We start from the raw sequence: 17,800 nt of genomic DNA on the forward strand, positions 1-17,800 counted from the left end.
ACCGTGCCGGATGGCAAGGTCCGGAGCCGGCTTAGCCGCTCAGCACACTTCGATAATTACGGCAATCCCTTGTCCGCCGCCGATGCACATTGTGGCCAGACCATATTTGCCGCCACGACGGCGCAATTCATGGATCAGCTTGACCATGATAATCGCACCAGATGCCCCAATCGGGTGCCCCAGCGCGATGGCCCCGCCGTTGGGGTTGGTTTTCTCCGGGTCAAGATCCAACGATTGTGCAACTGCACAGGCCTGTGCGGCAAAGGCCTCGTTTGACTCCACCACGTCCATATCTGCGATCGACAATCCGGCGCGGGCCAGAGCCTGCTGGACGGCCGGGATCGGTCCCAGCCCCATCACCCGTGGATCTACCCCGCCAAGTCCGGTGGACACGATCCGGGCCAAAGGGGCGCTGTCCGAAGACAGGGCGGCTTTCGACGACAGAACCAGCGCTGCCGCGCCGTCATTGATCGACGACGCATTCCCCGCCGTGACGGTGCCGTCTTTTTTAAACGCCGGTCGCAGCTTTGCCAGCGAGCCGCTGGTCACATCTCCGCGGGGGTGGTCATCCGTGTCAAACCGGATCATGTTCCTGCCCGATTTGACCTCGAGCGGCAGGATCTGGTCGGTGAAATACCCATTTTCAATGGCGTTCACCGCGCGACGATGGGATGTCGCAGCAAATTCATCCTGCATGTCGCGATTGATGTCGTGATCCTCTGCGACATTTTCGGCCGTGACCCCCATATGCCCATGTCCAAACGGGTCATTCAGCGCACCGACCATCATATCTGTGGCGGTGACATCTCCCATTTTGGTCCCGAAACGAGCAAAGGAAACCAGATGTCCGGCCCGGCTCATAGATTCCGCACCGCCCACCAACGCACTGGCAGCATGGCCCAGTTGAATTGCCTCGGCACCCGACACAAGCGCTTGCAATCCGCTGCCGCACAGCCGGTTCAGCGTCAGGGCAGGGGAGGTCACCGGCACGCCGGCTGAAACGGCAACCACCCGTGACAGGTACATGTCTTTGGGTTCTGTATGAATGACATTGCCAAAGACAGATGTTTCGATCTGTTCTGCGGCAATGGCTGATCTTGCAATGGCTTCCCTGGCAATGGCGGTACCAAGCTCGGTGGGTGACAAGGATTGCAAGGCACCGCCAAAGTCGCCAATGGCGCTGCGGACTGCGGATAGGATGAAGATATCGGACATAGTCGTTCCTGTGTTGTGGGTTAGTAGGGCGCTTCGGCTTTTCTCTGATTGGCGTTGAAGTCGAAGCGCTTTAGATCGCGATTGTTTTGATCTCGACAAAATCCTCGAGGCCAAAGCGTCCGCCCTCACGCCCGATCCCGGACATTTTGAACCCGCCGAAGGGCGATCCTTGGGCAAATTCGGCTTGGTTGACAGAAATCATCCCGGCCTGCAGACGCCGCGACACCCGATATGCGCGGTCCGCGTCTGTGGTGCTGAGATATGCGGCCAAACCAAAGGGCGAGGCGTTGGCCTGAGCGATGGCATCTTCTTCATCTTCGAAGGGGATCATCACCAGCACCGGGCCAAAAATCTCTTCCTGAGCAATCGCCATTTCGTTGTGAACGTCGGCGAAAACGGTTGGGCGGGCGAAATATCCCACTTCGGTCCCATTGGGTTTTCCCAAACCACCGGCAACCAGTTGTGCGCCTTCATCCAGACCTATGCGGATATAGCGTTGGACGGTTTCGTATTGCGCGGCGGAGGCCAGCGGGCCGATGTGATCCCCTGGCGGGTCGGCGGGGGCAACCTGAATGGCGCTGGCAACCTCGGCTGCAATCCTGACGGCCCGTTCGTAGACACTGCTTTCGACCAGCATACGGGTGGGGGCATTGCAGGATTGACCGGTGTTTTCCATGCACAGACGAACCCCGGCGCTCACGGCTGCCTCCAGATCACAATCGGCAAAGATCAGATTGGGTGACTTGCCGCCAAGTTCCAGCGTGGATCGTTTCATGGTTTGAACACAGGCCTGCCCCACGGCCACACCCGCGCGGGTGGACCCGGTGAAGGACATCATGTCGACATCCGGATGGGCTGCCAGCGGGGAACCAACTCCGGGACCGTCCCCATTGACCAGATTGAAAACACCAGGCGGCAGCCCCGCCTCTTCCAAAAACTCCGCAAACAGCATGGCAGAAAGGGGGGTCGCTTCAGACGGTTTCAGCACAACTGTGCATCCGACCAGCAAGGCGGGGATCACCTTTAAGGTAATTTGGTTCATTGGCCAGTTCCACGGTGTGATCAGCCCGCAAACACCCACAGGGTCCTGTACAATCATCTCGCTGGAGCCAGGGGCCAGCGGCGTCTCAGCCTCATGTGTCTCAATGGCGTCCAGGAACCCATCAATATGCCAAGCCCCTGCGGCGACTTGCGCCGAGCGGGCAAAGTCGATGGGCGCACCCATTTCCAGTGACAATACCTCTGCCATTTCTGCGGCGCGGCGGGCATAGATGTCTTTGATTTTGCGGACGTAACCGGTGCGCATAGATTGGGGGAGGGCCCGCCAGTCTTCAAATGCCCGGCGCGCAGCGGCCACGGCGGCATTCACCTCATCCGGACCACCCAGCGAAATTGCGGTGATCACCTGTTCTGTTGACGGATTAAGGACATCCAGCCGGTCAGCGTCCGCGGGATTGACCCAAACACCGTCTATGAAATGTCCGCTTTTATTACCCATGGCTGATCCCCTTTATTGGGCCGGATTCGTGGCACCTGGCCGAGTTTAGAGAGTTTCGACAAAATTATGCAAGTGTATAAATACTATTGCCTCAGAGATTATACAATTGCATAACAGTGAAACGAATCGCGCTCGAACACCGGGCGGGGAACCTGTGAAACCGGCCTGAGGCCACGGAAACGATGGAGTGCCAGCGATGGACTTTGCGCTGACCGATGAACAAGAGATGATCGCTTCGACTGTGCGGAGCTTTGTTGAAAACGAGATCTATCCCCATGAAGATCTTGTGGACCGTACGGGCGAGGTGCCTCATGAGCTGGGTCAGCAGATCAAGCAAAAATGCCAGGAGCTGGGGTTCTACGCCTGTAACTTCCCCGAAGAGGTGGGCGGTGCCGGGCTGAGCCATGTTGATTTCGCCCTTGTCGAACGTGAACTGGGGCGGGGGTCTATGGCGCTGACCCATTTCTTTGGTCGCCCGCAAAACATCCTGATGGCCTGCGAGGGCGAGCAGCGAGAACGCTATCTTCTGCCTGCTGTGCGTGGTGAAAAAATGGACGCGCTGGCCATGACCGAACCCGGCGCCGGATCCGATGTGCGGGGCATGTCCTGCACCGCGCGCCGTGAGGGCGGTGATTGGGTGTTGAACGGCACCAAACACTTCATTTCAGGTGCGGATCACGCAGATTTTGTTATCGTTTTTGTGGCAACGGGCGTCGATGAAACCCCGAAAGGGCCCAAAAAACGGATCACCGCGTTTCTGGTTGATCGCGGCACGCCGGGCTTTGAAATTGCTCCGGGCTACAATTCAGTCAGCCATCGCGGATACAAGAACATGATCCTTCGGTTCGAGGATTGCCGCCTGCCGGATGCTCAGGTTCTGGGAGAGGTGGACGGAGGGTTCGCGGTGATGAATGAGTGGCTGTATGCCACGCGGATCACCGTGGCCACCAACTCGGTTGGTCGGGCGCGCCGGTGCTTTGACTATGCACTGGATTACGCGGCCGAGCGCAAGCAGTTTGGCCAGGAAATCGGCAAATTCCAGGGCATCAGCTTTCAACTGGCTGACATGATCACCGAAATTGATGCGGCTGAATTCCTGACATTGTCTGCGGCCTGGCGTCTGGACAAGGGGCTGCCCGCCAATCGCGAGATTGCGTCGGCCAAGGTCTATGCCTCCGAAATGCTGGCCCGGGTCACCGACCGGACATTGCAGATTTTTGGGGGCATGGGCCTGATGGATGATTTCCCGATTGAGCGGTTCTGGCGCGATGCCCGCGTCGAACGCATCTGGGACGGCACCAGTGAAATCCAGCGGCATATCATCAGCCGTGAGTTGCTGCGCCCGCGCGGCGCCTGATCAGGCATCTTCAGGAGTTCTGTCTTATGAGCAAGGATCTTTCACGTATCCTGCGCCCTCGGTCCATTGCCGTTGTGGGCGGCGGGTGGTCCGAACGTGTGGTCGAGCAGTGCCGCAAAATGGGGTTCGAGGGCGACATCTGGCCCATTCACCCCAAAAAGACCGAGATTGCGGGGCTGCCGTGTTTTGCGCATGTGGATGACCTTCCCTATGCGCCGGATGCCAGCTTTATCGGTGTCAATCGTCATGCGACAATTGACATTGTCAAAGCGCTGTCGGCGCGTGGGGCCGGTGGAGCGGTCTGTTTTGCCTCTGGTTTCAAAGAGGTCGATGACGGTGCCAGTCTGAATGACGATCTGCTGAATGCCGCGGGTGACATGCCGATCTTCGGGCCGAATTGCTATGGCCTGATCAACTATCTGGACGGGGCGCTTTTGTGGCCCGATCAGCATGGGGGGCGCCGCGTTGAAAAAGGCGTCGCGATCATTGCGCAATCGTCGAATATCGCGATCAATCTGACCATGCAGGCGCGCGGTTTGCCGGTTGCCTATGTGTTGACGGTGGGCAATCAGGCCCAGACCAGCCTTGCTGAAATGATCGAGGCGGTTCTGGACGACCCGAATGTCACGGCCATCGGGCTGCATATCGAAGGCTTTGCCTGCGTTGCGGATGTGGATCGGGCCTTGCGCAAGGCACACGCTCGCAAAATGCCGGTTGTCGCGCTGAAGGTCGGTGAATCCGAGGCCGCGCAGGCGATGACCATGTCGCATACCGCGTCTTTGGCCGGGGCTGACAATCTGGTCACCGCCTTTTTCGAACGCCTGAATGTGGCGCGGGTCAAGTCGCTGGAGGAATTCCTTGAGACGTTGAAAATCCTGCATGTTGTGGGCCCGTTGCCAGATAACACGCTGGGGTCGATGAGCTGCTCTGGCGGCGAGGCGTCTTTGATGGGCGATCTGGCCAAGGCGGCGGGTATGGACATGCCCGCGCTGACACAAAGCCAGGCCGATGCGGTGGCAATAACCCTGCCCGACATGGTGTCGATTTCCAATCCGCTGGATTATCACACCTTCACCTGGGGCGACAAAGACAGTTTGACCGAAACCTATGCGGCCATGCTGGACTGCAATTTTGGCCTGACCTGTCTGGTGCTGGATACACCGCGCCCGGACCGTTGTCAGGACAATGGCAGTGAGACGGCCATTGCCGCTGCGATTGACGCAGCAAAGCGCAGCCCGGCGCGTTTCGCGCTTGTCGCATCGCTGGCGGAAAACATGACCGAGGCGCTGGCCGATCGGCTGGAGGCGGCTGGAATTGTGCCCCTGATGGGGATGCAGGCCGCGCTTCGGGCCGCCGCGGCTGCCGCCAGGATCGGCGCCGGGTTTGACAAGCCAACGCCGGCACCGCTTGTGGTGGGTGACGGGGCCGCAGACAGCGGTGACTTTGAAATCCTGAACGAGTGGCACGCCAAGCAACTGGTTGGGTCGCATGGGGTGCCTGTGCCTGAGGGGCGTTTGGTTGGATCTGTTGAAGACGCGGTTTCGGCCGGAACGGATATTGGCTTTCCGGTGGTGTTGAAGGCGGTCGGGGACGACCTTGCCCACAAGACCGAACTGGGGGCGGTTGTGCTGAACCTGAAGACGCAGGCCGATCTTAAGGCTGCCGCTGAACGGCTGATCGGGCTCAGCCCGCAATTGATGGTCGAGAAGATGGTGGTTGATCCCGTTGCCGAACTGATCCTGGGGGTATCGCGTGACCCGCAATTTGGCCTTTACCTGACCGTTGGGGCAGGGGGGGTCATGGTTGAACTTCTCAAGGACGCCAAGCCGCTCTTGCTGCCTGTCACGCCGGAAGAGGTGAAATCCGCCATTCTGTCGCTGAAAACCGCGCCGCTTTTGACCGGGTTCCGTGGCGCAGCTGTTGCAGATGTTGAGGCGGCCACCGATGCGGCCATGAGGGTTGTGGAGTATGCAATCGCCGAAAATCAAACACTGGAAGAGATGGATATCAATCCGTTGATCGTCTGTGCATCGGGCGCCGTTGCTGCCGATGCTTTGGTTCGAAAAAGAAAGGTCTGACATGACAAATCCAATCAAAACAAAACGCAATGGCGCGATTTTTGAGATCACTTTGGATCGGCCCAAGGCCAATGCCATTGATCAGGCCACCAGCCGCGCGATGGGCGATGCGTTTGCCGAATTTCGCGATGACAAAGACCTGCGCGTCGCGATCCTGACCGGCGGCGGCGACAAGTTTTTCTCGGCTGGCTGGGATCTGAACGAAGCGGCCGATGCCGGTGGGTCGGGTTACAGCAGTGATTATGGTCAGGGCGGGCTTTATGGCTTCCCTGAACTTCCCCGACTTGAAAAACCGGTGATCTGTGCCGTGAACGGCTATGCGATTGGCGCGGGATTCGAGGTTCTGTTGTCCGCAGATTTTGTCGTGGCGGCTGATAACGCGCAGATGTGGCTGCCCGAGGCACAGCTTGGGGTGGCCCCCGATGTTGGCACGTTCAGGCTTCCCAAAATACTGCCCGCCGTCATCGCCAACGATATTCTTTACACCGGGCGGCGGCTGTCGGCAGAGGATTGTCAGCATTGGGGGCTGGTGAACCGGGTGGTGCCCAAAGAGGAGCTGATGGAGACCGCGCGAGAGCTTGCGTCTGAGATCGTCGCCTCGGCGCCGCTGTCGGTTGCTGCGATCAAACAGACCATTCGTCTGTCACGCAACATGACGATGTCGCAGTTTTATGGCGCCATCCGCCGTGGGGACTTCCCCTTATTTACCAAAATGATGGAAAGCGAAGACGCGCTCGAAGGGCCAAACGCGGCGCTTGAGAAACGCGATCCTGTCTGGAAAGGAAAATGACCATGAAAGCTCTTGTCGTCAGCGCCACACCTGAACCGCAGTCTTTTACCGCCTCGATGGCGCAGACCTCGTGCCGCGTGCTGGCCGAAGAGGGGTATCAGGTCACCCATTCCGACCTCTATGCCATGGACTGGAATCCGGTTGCTTCGGCAGCAGATTTTGGGGACCGCGCGAAAGATGACTATCTGGTTTACGCGCTGGAACAGCGCAATGGTGTCAGCACACAGACGATTGCGCCGGATATTCAGCGCGAACTGGATAAGTTGATGGAGTGCGATCTGCTTGTCCTCAACTTTCCGATCTACTGGTTTTCCGTGCCGGCCATCATGAAAGGTTGGTTTGATCGGGTTATCGTGTCGGGCCTGTGTTATGGCGGGGTGCGGTTTTACGATCGTGGCGGCCTGCGCGGCAAGCGCGTCTACACCGCAGCAACGCTGGGCGGACAGCCGCATATGTTCGGCGAAAACGCGGTGCATGGTCCGATGAACACGATGCTGTCTCCGCTGTTGCGCGGCACGCTTGGTTACACCGGGATGGAGGTTCTTGACCCGTTCCTGGCGTGGCACGTGCCCTATATCTCTCAGGAGGCGCGGGAAGAGATGATGCAGGATTATGAGACATCTCTGCGCGGGCTTGACAGCCGGCCATCGCTCAAATTCCCGTCCCTTGATGCGTTCGACGAACGCCTCAATCCGCTCCAGCAGGGCCAGCCTGCATAATCAACGGCACATGACCCAACGAAGGAGCTCCGCCAATGAAGGTGCTTGTACCTGTTAAGCGCGTGATCGATTACAACGTGAAAGTTCGTGTAAAAGCGGACGGAACCGGTGTCGATCTCGCCAACGTAAAAATGTCGATGAACCCCTTTGACGAGATTGCCGTCGAAGAGGCCATTCGCCTGAAAGAAGCCGGCAAGGCCGACGAGATCGTCGTTGTGTCGATCGGCGTGAAGCAAGCCCAGGAAACCCTGCGCACCGCGCTGGCGATGGGCGCGGACCGCGCCATCCTGGTCAATGCTGCCGACGATGTTCATCAGGATATCGAACCGCTGGCCGTGGCCAAGATCCTGGCCAAAGTTGTGGAAGAAGAGCAGCCGGGCCTGGTTCTGGCCGGCAAACAAGCCATCGACAACGACATGAACGCCACCGGCCAGATGCTGTCGGCGCTCTTGGGCTGGTCGCAAGGCACCTTTGCGTCCGAGCTGGACATTGACGGCGACAAGGCCGTTGTGACCCGCGAAGTGGACGGCGGTCTGCAAACCATCAAGGTGAACATGCCGGCGATCATTACCGTCGACCTGCGCTTGAACGAGCCGCGTTACGCCTCGCTGCCGAACATCATGAAGGCAAAGAAAAAGCCGCTGGACGAGAAGACCGCCGCCGATTACGGCGTCGACGTGTCGCCCCGTCTGGAAATCGTCTCAACCACCGAACCTGCTGCCCGCGACGCCGGCATCATTGTTGGGTCCGTTGACGAGCTGGTTGAGAAACTCAAAGAAGCGGGGGCTGTGTAATGGCTGTTCTTCTTCTCGCAGAAGTCAACAATGGTGAACTGGCGCTGGACGCCACCGCCAAGGCTGTCACCGCCGCCAAGGCGCTGGGTGACGTGACCGTTCTGGCCGCAGGTGGCACCGCCGCCGCAGCTGGTGAAGCCGCTGCCAAGATCGATGGCGTGGCAAAGGTACTGGTCGCCGAGGACGCATCCTTGGGCCACCGCCTGGCAGAATCGACCGCTGCCCTGATCGTGTCGCTGGCTGGCGACTATGATCACATCGTGGCCCCCGCCACCACCGACGCCAAGAACGTGATGCCCCGCGTGGCAGCCCTTCTGGACGTGATGGTGATTTCGGACGCGACCGAAGTGGTCGATGGCGACACCTTTGTGCGCCCGATCTATGCTGGCAACGCCATGCAAACCGTGAAATCGTCGGACGCCAAGAAGGTTATCACCTTCCGCACCTCGACCTTTGACGCGGCTGGCGAAGGCGGTTCGGCATCGGTTGAAACCGTGTCGGCTGCTGCTGATCCGGCCCTGTCGGAATGGGTCGAAGACAAGGTTGCCGAAAGCGACCGCCCCGAGCTGACCTCGGCTGGCGTTGTTGTTTCAGGTGGCCGTGGCGTTGGTTCGGAAGAAGACTTCAAACTGATCGAAACCCTCGCTGACAAGCTGAACGCCGCCGTTGGCGCATCGCGCGCTGCCGTTGACTCGGGCTATGCCCCGAACGACTGGCAGGTGGGTCAGACCGGCAAGGTTGTGGCACCAGAGCTCTACATCGCCGTAGGCATCTCGGGCGCCATTCAACACCTTGCTGGCATGAAGGATTCGAAAGTCATCGTTGCCATCAACAAAGACGAAGAGGCCCCGATCTTCCAGGTGGCCGATTACGGCCTGGTCGCCGACCTCTTCGACGCCGTGCCGGAACTGACCGAGAAAATGGGATGACGTTCACGACCATGAAAATCGGAATCGTAGGCGCTGGCGCGATGGGCGTCGGCATTGCAATAAATTGCGCCATCAATGGGCATTCAGTGCTTTTGACAGATATATCAAACGAGACGCTCACCAGGGCAATCAATCGATATCAGGATTTTGTTGCCCGCCAGGTGGATAAGGGGCGGCTGTCCAATTCGGAAGCAAAGGCGGCACTGACGCGCTTAGGCAGGTCAGATGCTCTGTCAGAGCTTGCGCCATGCGAGATCGTGATCGAAGCCGTCAGCGAGAACCTGCCCTTGAAACGGCAGCTTTTTCAGGAGCTGCAGAACATCGTTTCCGGCAAGTGTGTCCTCGCCAGCAATACCTCTTGCCTGAAACTCTCGGATATTGCCGGGGTTCTTAAAGAAAAAAGCCGTTTCTGCGGGCTGCATTATTTCAATCCCGCGGAAATCAATCCGGTGGTGGAGCTTGTCGCGACAACCGAGACCGCTGCCCGGACGCTGGAAACCATGCGGGCCTTCCTACAGTCGACGAAGAAAACGACGATTGAATGTAAAGATGAACATGGGTTCGCACTGAACCGGTTTTTCGTTCCCTATTGTAATGAGGCTGCCCGCTGTCTTGACGAGGGGCTGGCCACCGCCGGGCAGATTGATCAGGTCGCGCGTGAGATCTTTCAGGCCAGTTTTGGCCCCTTTGCGGTCATGAATATCGTAAAAACCGACATCATGCTGCACGCGATGCGCAGTTTGGCAACGCTCGGCCCGTTCTATGCCGAAGCCGACGGGCTTGAAAGGATGGGCGCTGGGGCGCAGCCCTGGCCGATCGAAGATCAGCCCGATCACCTGCCGGACCCGGTGGCGCGGGAGATCGCGCACCGGCTGCGCGGTGCGTTACTGCTGCCGGTCGCGGAGCTTCTGGCAAATGATATCGCGTCCTTGGAGGATATTGGATTGGGGGCACAGCTCGCATTTCGCATGAATCGGACGCCTGAGGATATGCTGACGGGGGCTGGCCGCACTGACGCGCTTGCCGATGTCATTGCGCTGTGCGAACGGTATGGGCATCTTTCGCCCGAAATGTCGTTCTCCACCTCATCGGAAGCGGCGACATGAGTGCCGATTGTCTGACGTTAGACCTGTCCGAAGGCGTTGCCAGCCTGTGTCTGAACCGACCGACCGCAAGCAACGCACTTAATATGGACCTGTGTGACGCCCTCAAGCACGCTGCAGAGGCGTGCGCAAATGATCCTGCGGTGCGCGTCATCTGCATCTTCGCCAAAGGTGACAGGTTTTGCGTGGGAGGTGATCTTGAAGAAGTGAGCCGGACCCATGATCGTGGCCGACATCTTGCAACACTGGCCTCTGTGTTTCACGAGGCCATCGCGTGCATGGACGCGCAGGATGCGCCCATTATTGTCGCCGTTGATGGTGTCGCGGCAGGCGCAGGCCTCTCGCTCGCTCTGACAGCGGACGTACTGCTCGCGTCCCCAAGGGCAAAATTTGTCTCGGCCTATTCGCAGATTGGATATTCGCCTGATGGCGGGCTGACACATGTCCTGCCCCGGATAGTCGGGACATTGCGTGCGCGGGAACTCTTGTTGACCAACCGGGTGCTTGACGCTCAGACCGCACTTGATTGGGGTCTGGTCAGCAAAGTCGTTGCAGCAGATCATCTTGCGAAGGAAGCCGAGGCTCTCTCACGCACCCTTGCTAGCGGCCCGGCACGTACGCACGCAGCGATCCGGCGCCTTGTCCGAGAAAGCCCGGGGTGGTCCCTCCGTCACCAACTCTCTGAGGAAGCGGCCTCCATTGCGGCACTTGCAGGCTCACCTGACGGGATCGAGGGTGTTGATGCTTTTCTGGAAAACCGAAAGCCGTCATTTGCGGTCGGATAACATTGGTATTTGACCTGTGGCGTTCAGTTAGTTATGCATTTGTATAACAATCTGATCGCGCAGGTCGATGCAGCAAACCACTTCAATAACGCCCGACAAAATGGATGGCCAAATGACGAATTGCAAAACCGTTGGAGAAAAACTGGTCGATCTTCTTGAGATGCGGGGGGTTGATACCGTGTTCGGCATCCCGGGGGTTCATACGGTTGAGCTCTACCGTGGCCTTAAGACATCGAACATTCGTCATGTGACCCCGCGACATGAGCTGAGCGCCGGGTTCATGGCAGACGGGTATGCGCGCGCAACAGGCAAACCTGGTGTCTGTCTTCTTATCACAGGACCCGGCCTGACAAATGCGATCACAGCGATGGCACAGGCCCGGGCGGATTCTATCCCGATGCTTGTCATATCCGGCGTCAATTGTGCCCAGAGCCATGGGCATGAGGAGGGGCTTCTGCACGAGTTGCCGGACCAGATTGGCATGATGAGGACGATCGCCAAGTTTACACACACATTGCAGTCGGGTAAGGATCTGGAACCTGTTCTGGACCGTGCATTCGCGGCGATGCTTGGCGGCCGCCCCGGCCCGGTTCATATCGAAATCCCCATTGACGTCATGTCCGAGCAGATTGATATTCCCGTTCGATCAGCACAGAGTGTCGCCAAGCCCCATCCCGATCCGGCGCTTATTGCCGCTGCGGCACAGAAATTGAAGCAAGCCACCAGACCCGTCATTTTGGCCGGTGGTGGCTGTCTGGACGCCGAAGATGTCCTGCGCAACCTCTCGCATGATCTGGACGCGCCTGTTGTGACCACCATCAACGCGCGGGGAATGCTGTCCGGCAGCCCTCTTGCCATACCCGCCAGCCCCAGCCTGAAAGCGGTGCGTGACCTGTTGGCCGCAGCGGATGTGGTTCTGGCGATCGGAACACAGTTTGGTCCGACGGATTACGACATGTATGGGGATGGTCAGTTCCCGAAGCTGGAGAAATTGATCCGTATTGACACAGACCCGCTTCAACTGACGCGTGGCGCCAGATCCGACATTGCCATTGCTGCTGACGCCGATCTTGCGCTGAAAGCCTTGCACGTTCAGATGAATGGAGCGGGATGCGCGCAAGATGGGGCCGCGCGTGCGAAACAGGCACGGGATGCGGCATTCGCCGAAATTGGTCCGGATTACCGCGAAGGTTCTGATCTGATTGCCAAAATTGCGGCTGCAATACCCGATGTGATGATGGTGGGTGATTCAACGCAACTGGTCTACGCCGGAAATATGTATGCCGACGTCACAGGCCCCCGAAACTGGTTTAACTCTGCGACGGGATACGGCTCACTCGGATATGGAGCGCCTGCCGCGGTTGGTGCCAAAATCGGCTGCCCGGATCGCCCCGTTCTTTGCATCACCGGGGATGGTGGGTTTCAATTCTGCCTGTCCGAACTTGGTACCGCTATGGATGGAAATGCCCCTGTCGTCTTCCTGGTTTGGAACAATTCCGGATATGGCGAGATCGAAGACTATATGGTGTCAAACAAGATAGCCCCGATTGGGGTCCGCCCATCCCCGCCAGATTTTCAGAAGCTTGCTGAGTCCTATGGCCTTGCCTCGCGGCAAATTCTCGACATTGCAGACCTGCCAGATGCAATCGCAACTGCAGTTGAAACGAAACAACCCTACTTGCTTGAGTTTGTTGTAGAAAGATAGCCGACTCCCTGACTGCGCGGCCCTCAGATGCGAGGTGCGGCGGTTTTTTCGGAGGCGGTAGTGACAGGCCCCACCTGAGCGGCCCAATTTGATTGGCCTTTGCCCGATCAGGATGATGGTTTATGGAGTTGATGGGTGATAGCCTAGGGCACTGTGTTGTAGTGTTTTCTGATTGTTTGATCGCGACTTGCGCTATCCTTATCTGGCCGTCATTTTCGATTTGCATCCGAGATGCGTCATTGGCTGGGCGGTTCGTAACCGGATGAAACGTGATCTCGCGATCCGGTCGCTGTTTATGGCCATAGCGCTACGTAGACCTTCGAAAGGCTGCATTCATTACGCCGACTGCGGCAGCCAATATTGCTCCCACGATTATCAAAAACCGCTGCACCAGCATGGTTTCCAGATGTCTATGAGCGGGACTGGAAATAGCTATGACTGTGAATGTTGTTCTACAGCCTGACAGCCTGACAGCCTGACAGCCTGCCCCATGCTACGATTGACTCTGGGTAATTGCGTTGACGTGTCGTCCGTCAGGTTGGCATGTCACCAGTTCTCGATCTTACGGCGTTCAGACAGCGACAGTTGCGTATATGCGGCTCCCACGCGATGGACTCCCGTTCGATAACTCACAGGTTTCTAACAGGAGTCGCACGTCAGGGTAGCGCGCTCCAGTTTCAACGCATGCCCGACATCACAGGTCTAGTGGTTCAAAATCTTGCTCAGGAAATCTTGCGCACGTTCGCTTTCGGGGTTACCGAAAAACTCCTCTGTCGGACGGTCTTCGACGACACGGCCGGCATCCATGAACACCACGCGGTCCGCCACTTTGCGGGCAAAGCCCATTTCGTGCGTGACAACCATCATCGTCATACCGTCCTGTGCCAGTTCGACCATCACATCCAGAACCTCATTGATCATTTCCGGATCGAGGGCCGAAGTCGGTTCATCAAAAAGCATCGCTATCGGGTCCATGGCCAGCGCCCGGCTGATGGCGACCCTCTGCTGCTGTCCACCTGAAAGCTGCCCGGGAAACTTTTCGATATGTGGCAGGAGCCCAACCCGATTGATCAGAGCTTCGGCTTTGGCGTTGGCTTCGTCCCGTGACCGACCCAGGACTTTCTGCTGACCCAAACAAAGGTTCTCGCGCACGCTCATATGTGGGTAGAGTTCAAAGTGCTGAAACACCATACCAATGCGCGAACGCAGCTTGGTAAGATTGGTGCCTTTTGCGGTGACATCCACGTCTTCAACCCGGATGCGACCCTCCTGCACCGGCTCCAACCCGTTTACGCATTTGATAAGGGTAGATTTGCCTGATCCTGACGGACCGCAAACCACCACAACCTCGCCTTTTTTGACGTTTGTGGTGCAATCGGTCAGCACCTGGAAGCTGCCGTACCATTTTGAGATGTTTTCGATGCTGATCATGCGGTTTTGGCCTTCTGAAGGCGCCGGACAACAAGTGAACCGGCGAAGCAAATGGTGAAGTAGACAAGGGCAGCGAAGATATACATCTCGGCAAGCCGACCCTCGGTTCGGGCGACAATAGATGAGGCGGTCATGAAGTCGCGCAGGCTGACAACAAAGACCAAGCTGGTATCCTGGAACAGAATGATGCCCTGCGTCACAAGGATCGGGATCATGTTCCTGAACGCCTGCGGCAGGACCACATAGCGCTGGATCTGCCAGTAGCTAAGGCCAGTGGCCTGTCCGGCATGTACCTGCCCTTTGCGGACTGACTGAATGCCTGCCCGGATAATCTCTGAATAGTAGGCGGCCTCGAACATGACAAAGGCGATCAGCGCTGAATAGAAGCCGCCAATCGGCCGACCCAGAGCAAGAGGCACCAGAAAATAGAACCAGAAGATCACTAGGATCAGCGGTACCGAGCGGATCAGGTTCACATAACCTGCGGCGAGCAGAGCCAATGGAGCGATGCCCGAAAGCCGCATCAAGGCAAGGCCGGTCCCCAAAATGATACCGCCGATCACAGCAAGAAAGGTGAGCCATAGTGAAAGCTGCAACCCCTGCCACAGAAATGGAAGGTTGTTCCAGATGACGGAAAGATCAAAATCACCCATAATTCAGCCCTTTCCGACAAAACCCGGGATACGGGTGTATTTTTCAAGTGTCTGCGCGATCACCGTCGCACCAAGAGCGATGACGACGTAGATGACGGTCGCAGCGGTAAAGGCCTCAAATCCCTGGAAAGTGTATTCCGCGATCTGCTGGCTTTGCGCCGTCAGTTCAAGAAGGCCGATGGTCAGCGCCAGTGAGGAATTCTTGAAGATGGTCAGGAATTCAGACGTCATCGGCGGCACGATCAGCCGGAAGGAGATCGGCAACAGCACATAGCGATAAGTCTGCGCCGTCGAGAAGCCATTGGCGTAGGCTGCGCTGGTCAACCCGTGCCCGACGGCATTGATCCCGGCACGAACCTGTTCGGCAACGCGGCTTGCGGTGTAAAGTCCAAGACCGATAACAGCCGTAACATACTCGGGATTTGGCATGTCCCGCTTCATCCAACGACCCAGATCTTCCGGAACGATCTCAGGCATGACGAAGTACCACAGGAACAGTTGTACAAGAAGCGGCACATTGCGAAAAAGCTCAACATAGGTGGTGCAAAGTAAGGCAACAGGCCGCGATGGCAGTGTGCGCCCGACACCAATGAGAACACCGACGGCCAGCGCGAGGACCCAGGCCACAAGCGCGACCGCAAAGGTCCAGCCCAGCCCTGATATCAGCCAGCCAAGGTATTCCTCTTCAAAGAGAACACCCCAGTTCCAGTTGTAGTTCATGGTTTCTACCCTGATAAAAAGGCGCCGGGCCTCCAGCGTGCGGTGCAGGCCCGGCAGTGTTGCTACGGGAAGAGGTTATTCCGGCAGCGCATTAAGCTGGAACGCGGCCTTCAACAGGTCTGTCTGACCGACACCCAGCGGATCGAACCATTTTGCATAGATCTCGTTGATCTCACCCGAGCGGAATACATCCGCGAGCGCCTTCTTGCCGATCAATTCGAAGGCGCTGTCGTCGCGGCGCACCATCAACGCATAGGGATCAAAAGACAGGAAATCACCGACCACCGCGAAATCTTCGGGGGTCTTGGATTTTGCGATGAGCCCGAACAGCAGGATGTGATCCGTGGCATAAACATCCACACGATCAGTTTCCAATGACAGCATTCCCTCGGCATGATCCCGCACCGGAAGCACCTTCACGTCCAGCCCCAGCTCCTCGATTGCGGCCTTGACGGCACGCTCATTGGTGGTGCCCTGCGCCAGCGCAACGGCCTTGCCGCCCAGATCTGCAACCGAACTGATGCCGGAGTCTTTGCGGACCATCAGTTTGGTGCCGGTGATGAAGGTCGTGGGCAGATACTCGACCTGCTCCTGACGAGTCAGGTTGTTCGTGGTCGAACCGCATTCAAGGTCAATGGTTCCATTGGCCATCAGTGCAATCCGGGTTTTGGGATTCACCGGCACATATTTGATCGACAGCTCCTTGCCCAGTTCGGCAGATACTGCTTCGACCACCTTCATGCAAAGGTCGATCGAATACCCAACCGGATTTTGGTTCTCGTCGAGATAGGCAAACGGAACAGAGCTTTCCCGGTGTCCGATGACAATCTCGCCCGAGGCGTCAATCTTGGCCAAAGTTCCCGTGCGATCCTCGGCCGCAGCCGGAGCCGCAAAGGCCAAGGCAAAGGCCAGTACGGCCGCTGGTTTCATATATTTCATGGTTTCCTCCCTTAGTACTCTTGCTTTTTTATTAGTCCTGATAGCCCGGCAGATTGAAAATGCCTGGGTATCCAAATAACGCTGCACTTCCGCCGGTGTGCAGAAACACAACATTATCCATACCTGCGAAGTAGCCTTTGCGAACCTGATCAATCAGACCATCGAGCCCCTTGCCCGAATAGACCGGGTCAAACAAAAGCCCCTCGAGTTGAGCCAGTTTCAGAAGCGCCGCGCGCATGCCGTCGGTTGGCAGGCCGTAGCCTGGCCCAACATAGTCACAGTTCGCGCGCACCGAGGCACGTTCGATCACAGCCCCCATTCCAAGGTAATCCATGGTCTTGCAGGCCAGGTCATAGACCATGCTTTCCTGTTTCCCCTGCGGTGCCCGAACACCGATCCCAAGCAGGTGAATGTTGCTGCCAAGGGCAGAAAGGCCAGCCACCAGCCCTGCTTGGGTACCCGCACTGCCGGTGGCATGAACCAGGGCGTCAATCTTGAGACCCATGTTTCCAGCTTGCTCTTCCAACTCGGCGGCACAATTCACATACCCCAACGCCCCAACGCGATTGGAGCCACCGCCTGGAATGATATAGGTCTTGCGACCCTGATCTTGCAGTGTGCTGGCCAAGGCCTCCATCTCGGCGTTCATGTCAGCACCACCTGCCCGCTTGGAAACAGTTGCCGCATGTAGTTGATCCAACAGAACATTGCCGTTGAAATTATAGGCCTCGTCATTCGATCCGGTGCGGTCCTCAAGCAGGATATGGCAGCTCAGCCCCAACCGGGCCGCAGCGGCTGCCGTTTGCCGTGCATGATTGGATTGGGTGGCGCCTTGCGTGATCACGGTGTCGGCACCCAGCTTCATGGCGTCGGCCATCAGAAATTCCAGCTTGCGAGTCTTGTTGCCGCCCGACGAAAGGCCCGTGCAGTCATCGCGCTTGACCCAGATACGTGGCCCGCCCAGCTCGTCACTCAACCTGTCCAGCGGCTCCAAAGGGGTTGGAAAATGACCAAAACGCACACGTGGAAAGTTCTCAAGCGCGCGCCTTACAAGCGCTAGGTTGCCGCCCACGGCCATAACACC

At 57.8% G+C, this 17,800-nt stretch carries 16 protein-coding genes and 1 pseudogene; 10 read left to right on the plus strand and 7 right to left on the minus strand.

What is annotated here, in order from left to right; translation table 11 throughout:
• Nucleotides 1–39: 39 nt before the first annotated feature.
• Together bktB and ACP15V_RS15890 are read right to left on the minus strand one after the other, a co-directional pair.
• Nucleotides 40–1,215, minus strand: a complete 1,176-nt coding sequence (bktB, locus tag ACP15V_RS15885; RefSeq protein WP_424944693.1) for a beta-ketothiolase BktB — start codon at nucleotides 1,213–1,215, stop codon at nucleotides 40–42.
• A 70-nt stretch (nucleotides 1,216–1,285) separates the two neighbouring features.
• Nucleotides 1,286–2,713: an aldehyde dehydrogenase family protein gene (locus tag ACP15V_RS15890; protein ID WP_424944694.1), complete on the minus strand. Its 1,428-nt coding sequence runs from the start codon at nucleotides 2,711–2,713 to the stop codon at nucleotides 1,286–1,288.
• A 196-nt stretch (nucleotides 2,714–2,909) separates the two neighbouring features.
• Between ACP15V_RS15890 and ACP15V_RS15895 the strand changes: the two genes are divergently transcribed.
• The 10 genes and pseudogenes from ACP15V_RS15895 to ACP15V_RS15940 form a co-directional block, all read left to right on the plus strand.
• Nucleotides 2,910–4,070: an acyl-CoA dehydrogenase family protein gene (locus ACP15V_RS15895; protein WP_424944695.1), complete on the plus strand. Its 1,161-nt coding sequence runs from the start codon at nucleotides 2,910–2,912 to the stop codon at nucleotides 4,068–4,070.
• A 26-nt stretch (nucleotides 4,071–4,096) separates the two neighbouring features.
• Nucleotides 4,097–6,148, plus strand: a complete 2,052-nt coding sequence (locus ACP15V_RS15900; RefSeq protein ID WP_424944696.1) for an acetate--CoA ligase family protein — start codon at nucleotides 4,097–4,099, stop codon at nucleotides 6,146–6,148.
• Nucleotide 6,149: 1 nt separating this feature from the next.
• Entirely contained in the window at nucleotides 6,150–6,938 is a 789-nt protein-coding gene (locus ACP15V_RS15905; RefSeq protein ID WP_424944697.1) for an enoyl-CoA hydratase-related protein, read from the plus strand.
• A 2-nt stretch (nucleotides 6,939–6,940) separates the two neighbouring features.
• Nucleotides 6,941–7,657: an NAD(P)H-dependent oxidoreductase gene (locus ACP15V_RS15910; RefSeq protein ID WP_424944698.1), complete on the plus strand. Its 717-nt coding sequence runs from the start codon at nucleotides 6,941–6,943 to the stop codon at nucleotides 7,655–7,657.
• Between the two features lie 35 nt (nucleotides 7,658–7,692).
• A complete protein-coding gene (locus ACP15V_RS15915; protein WP_424944699.1) occupies nucleotides 7,693–8,451 on the plus strand; it encodes an electron transfer flavoprotein subunit beta/FixA family protein in 759 nt (252 codons plus the stop codon).
• Nucleotides 8,451–9,380 (plus strand): electron transfer flavoprotein subunit alpha/FixB family protein, encoded by a 930-nt coding sequence (locus ACP15V_RS15920; protein WP_424944700.1) that lies wholly within the window; start codon nucleotides 8,451–8,453, stop codon nucleotides 9,378–9,380. Before ACP15V_RS15915 ends, ACP15V_RS15920 begins: the two co-directional genes overlap by 1 nt.
• An 11-nt stretch (nucleotides 9,381–9,391) precedes the next feature.
• Nucleotides 9,392–10,486: a 3-hydroxyacyl-CoA dehydrogenase family protein gene (locus tag ACP15V_RS15925; protein ID WP_424944701.1), complete on the plus strand. Its 1,095-nt coding sequence runs from the start codon at nucleotides 9,392–9,394 to the stop codon at nucleotides 10,484–10,486.
• Nucleotides 10,483–11,268: an enoyl-CoA hydratase/isomerase family protein gene (locus ACP15V_RS15930; RefSeq protein WP_424944702.1), complete on the plus strand. Its 786-nt coding sequence runs from the start codon at nucleotides 10,483–10,485 to the stop codon at nucleotides 11,266–11,268. The genes ACP15V_RS15925 and ACP15V_RS15930 overlap by 4 nt, the downstream gene beginning before the upstream one ends.
• Before the next feature lie 67 nt (nucleotides 11,269–11,335).
• On the plus strand, nucleotides 11,336–12,973 hold the full coding sequence (locus tag ACP15V_RS15935; RefSeq protein WP_424944703.1) for a 5-guanidino-2-oxopentanoate decarboxylase: 1,638 nt from the start codon (nucleotides 11,336–11,338) through the stop codon (nucleotides 12,971–12,973).
• Between the two features lie 199 nt (nucleotides 12,974–13,172).
• Nucleotides 13,173–13,412, plus strand: a pseudogene (locus ACP15V_RS15940) (DDE-type integrase/transposase/recombinase); the annotation flags it as partial.
• A 263-nt stretch (nucleotides 13,413–13,675) separates the two neighbouring features.
• On the opposite strand, the gene ACP15V_RS15945 reads toward ACP15V_RS15940, so the two are convergent.
• From ACP15V_RS15945 to ACP15V_RS15965, 5 genes are all read right to left on the minus strand, one after another.
• Nucleotides 13,676–14,404 (minus strand): amino acid ABC transporter ATP-binding protein, encoded by a 729-nt coding sequence (locus ACP15V_RS15945; protein WP_424944704.1) that lies wholly within the window; start codon nucleotides 14,402–14,404, stop codon nucleotides 13,676–13,678.
• Nucleotides 14,401–15,057 (minus strand): amino acid ABC transporter permease, encoded by a 657-nt coding sequence (locus tag ACP15V_RS15950; protein ID WP_424944705.1) that lies wholly within the window; start codon nucleotides 15,055–15,057, stop codon nucleotides 14,401–14,403. Before ACP15V_RS15950 ends, ACP15V_RS15945 begins: the two co-directional genes overlap by 4 nt.
• Nucleotides 15,058–15,060: 3 nt before the next feature.
• Nucleotides 15,061–15,777, minus strand: a complete 717-nt coding sequence (locus tag ACP15V_RS15955; RefSeq protein ID WP_424944706.1) for an amino acid ABC transporter permease — start codon at nucleotides 15,775–15,777, stop codon at nucleotides 15,061–15,063.
• A 75-nt stretch (nucleotides 15,778–15,852) separates the two neighbouring features.
• Nucleotides 15,853–16,716 (minus strand): amino acid ABC transporter substrate-binding protein, encoded by an 864-nt coding sequence (locus tag ACP15V_RS15960; RefSeq protein WP_424944707.1) that lies wholly within the window; start codon nucleotides 16,714–16,716, stop codon nucleotides 15,853–15,855.
• Nucleotides 16,717–16,747: 31 nt separating this feature from the next.
• Nucleotides 16,748–17,794 carry a D-cysteine desulfhydrase gene (locus tag ACP15V_RS15965; RefSeq protein WP_424944715.1) on the minus strand — a complete coding sequence of 349 codons (1,047 nt, stop codon included), beginning with the start codon at nucleotides 17,792–17,794 and terminating at the stop codon, nucleotides 16,748–16,750.
• Nucleotides 17,795–17,800: the final 6 nt, after the last annotated feature.

The sequence above is a fragment of the Aliiroseovarius crassostreae genome (genome assembly GCF_049803815.1).
Classification (GTDB): Bacteria; Pseudomonadota; Alphaproteobacteria; order Rhodobacterales; family Rhodobacteraceae; genus Aliiroseovarius; species Aliiroseovarius crassostreae_A.

Bases quoted from the DNA above. Each gene is read 5' to 3' on its own strand.
- bktB (WP_424944693.1), bottom strand. From the start codon at position 1,215: ATGTCCGATATCTTCATCCTATCCGCAGTCCGCAGCGCCATTGGCGAC.
- ACP15V_RS15890 (WP_424944694.1), bottom strand. From the start codon at position 2,713: ATGGGTAATAAAAGCGGACATTTCATAGACGGTGTTTGGGTCAATCCC.
- ACP15V_RS15895 (WP_424944695.1), top strand. From the start codon at position 2,910: ATGGACTTTGCGCTGACCGATGAACAAGAGATGATCGCTTCGACTGTG.
- ACP15V_RS15900 (WP_424944696.1), top strand. From the start codon at position 4,097: ATGAGCAAGGATCTTTCACGTATCCTGCGCCCTCGGTCCATTGCCGTT.
- ACP15V_RS15905 (WP_424944697.1), top strand. From the start codon at position 6,150: ATGACAAATCCAATCAAAACAAAACGCAATGGCGCGATTTTTGAGATC.
- ACP15V_RS15910 (WP_424944698.1), top strand. From the start codon at position 6,941: ATGAAAGCTCTTGTCGTCAGCGCCACACCTGAACCGCAGTCTTTTACC.
- ACP15V_RS15915 (WP_424944699.1), top strand. From the start codon at position 7,693: ATGAAGGTGCTTGTACCTGTTAAGCGCGTGATCGATTACAACGTGAAA.
- ACP15V_RS15920 (WP_424944700.1), top strand. From the start codon at position 8,451: ATGGCTGTTCTTCTTCTCGCAGAAGTCAACAATGGTGAACTGGCGCTG.
- ACP15V_RS15925 (WP_424944701.1), top strand. From the start codon at position 9,392: ATGAAAATCGGAATCGTAGGCGCTGGCGCGATGGGCGTCGGCATTGCA.
- ACP15V_RS15930 (WP_424944702.1), top strand. From the start codon at position 10,483: ATGAGTGCCGATTGTCTGACGTTAGACCTGTCCGAAGGCGTTGCCAGC.
- ACP15V_RS15935 (WP_424944703.1), top strand. From the start codon at position 11,336: ATGCAGCAAACCACTTCAATAACGCCCGACAAAATGGATGGCCAAATG.
- ACP15V_RS15945 (WP_424944704.1), bottom strand. From the start codon at position 14,404: ATGATCAGCATCGAAAACATCTCAAAATGGTACGGCAGCTTCCAGGTG.
- ACP15V_RS15950 (WP_424944705.1), bottom strand. From the start codon at position 15,057: ATGGGTGATTTTGATCTTTCCGTCATCTGGAACAACCTTCCATTTCTG.
- ACP15V_RS15955 (WP_424944706.1), bottom strand. From the start codon at position 15,777: ATGAACTACAACTGGAACTGGGGTGTTCTCTTTGAAGAGGAATACCTT.
- ACP15V_RS15960 (WP_424944707.1), bottom strand. From the start codon at position 16,716: ATGAAATATATGAAACCAGCGGCCGTACTGGCCTTTGCCTTGGCCTTT.
- ACP15V_RS15965 (WP_424944715.1), bottom strand. From the start codon at position 17,794: ATGGCCGTGGGCGGCAACCTAGCGCTTGTAAGGCGCGCGCTTGAGAAC.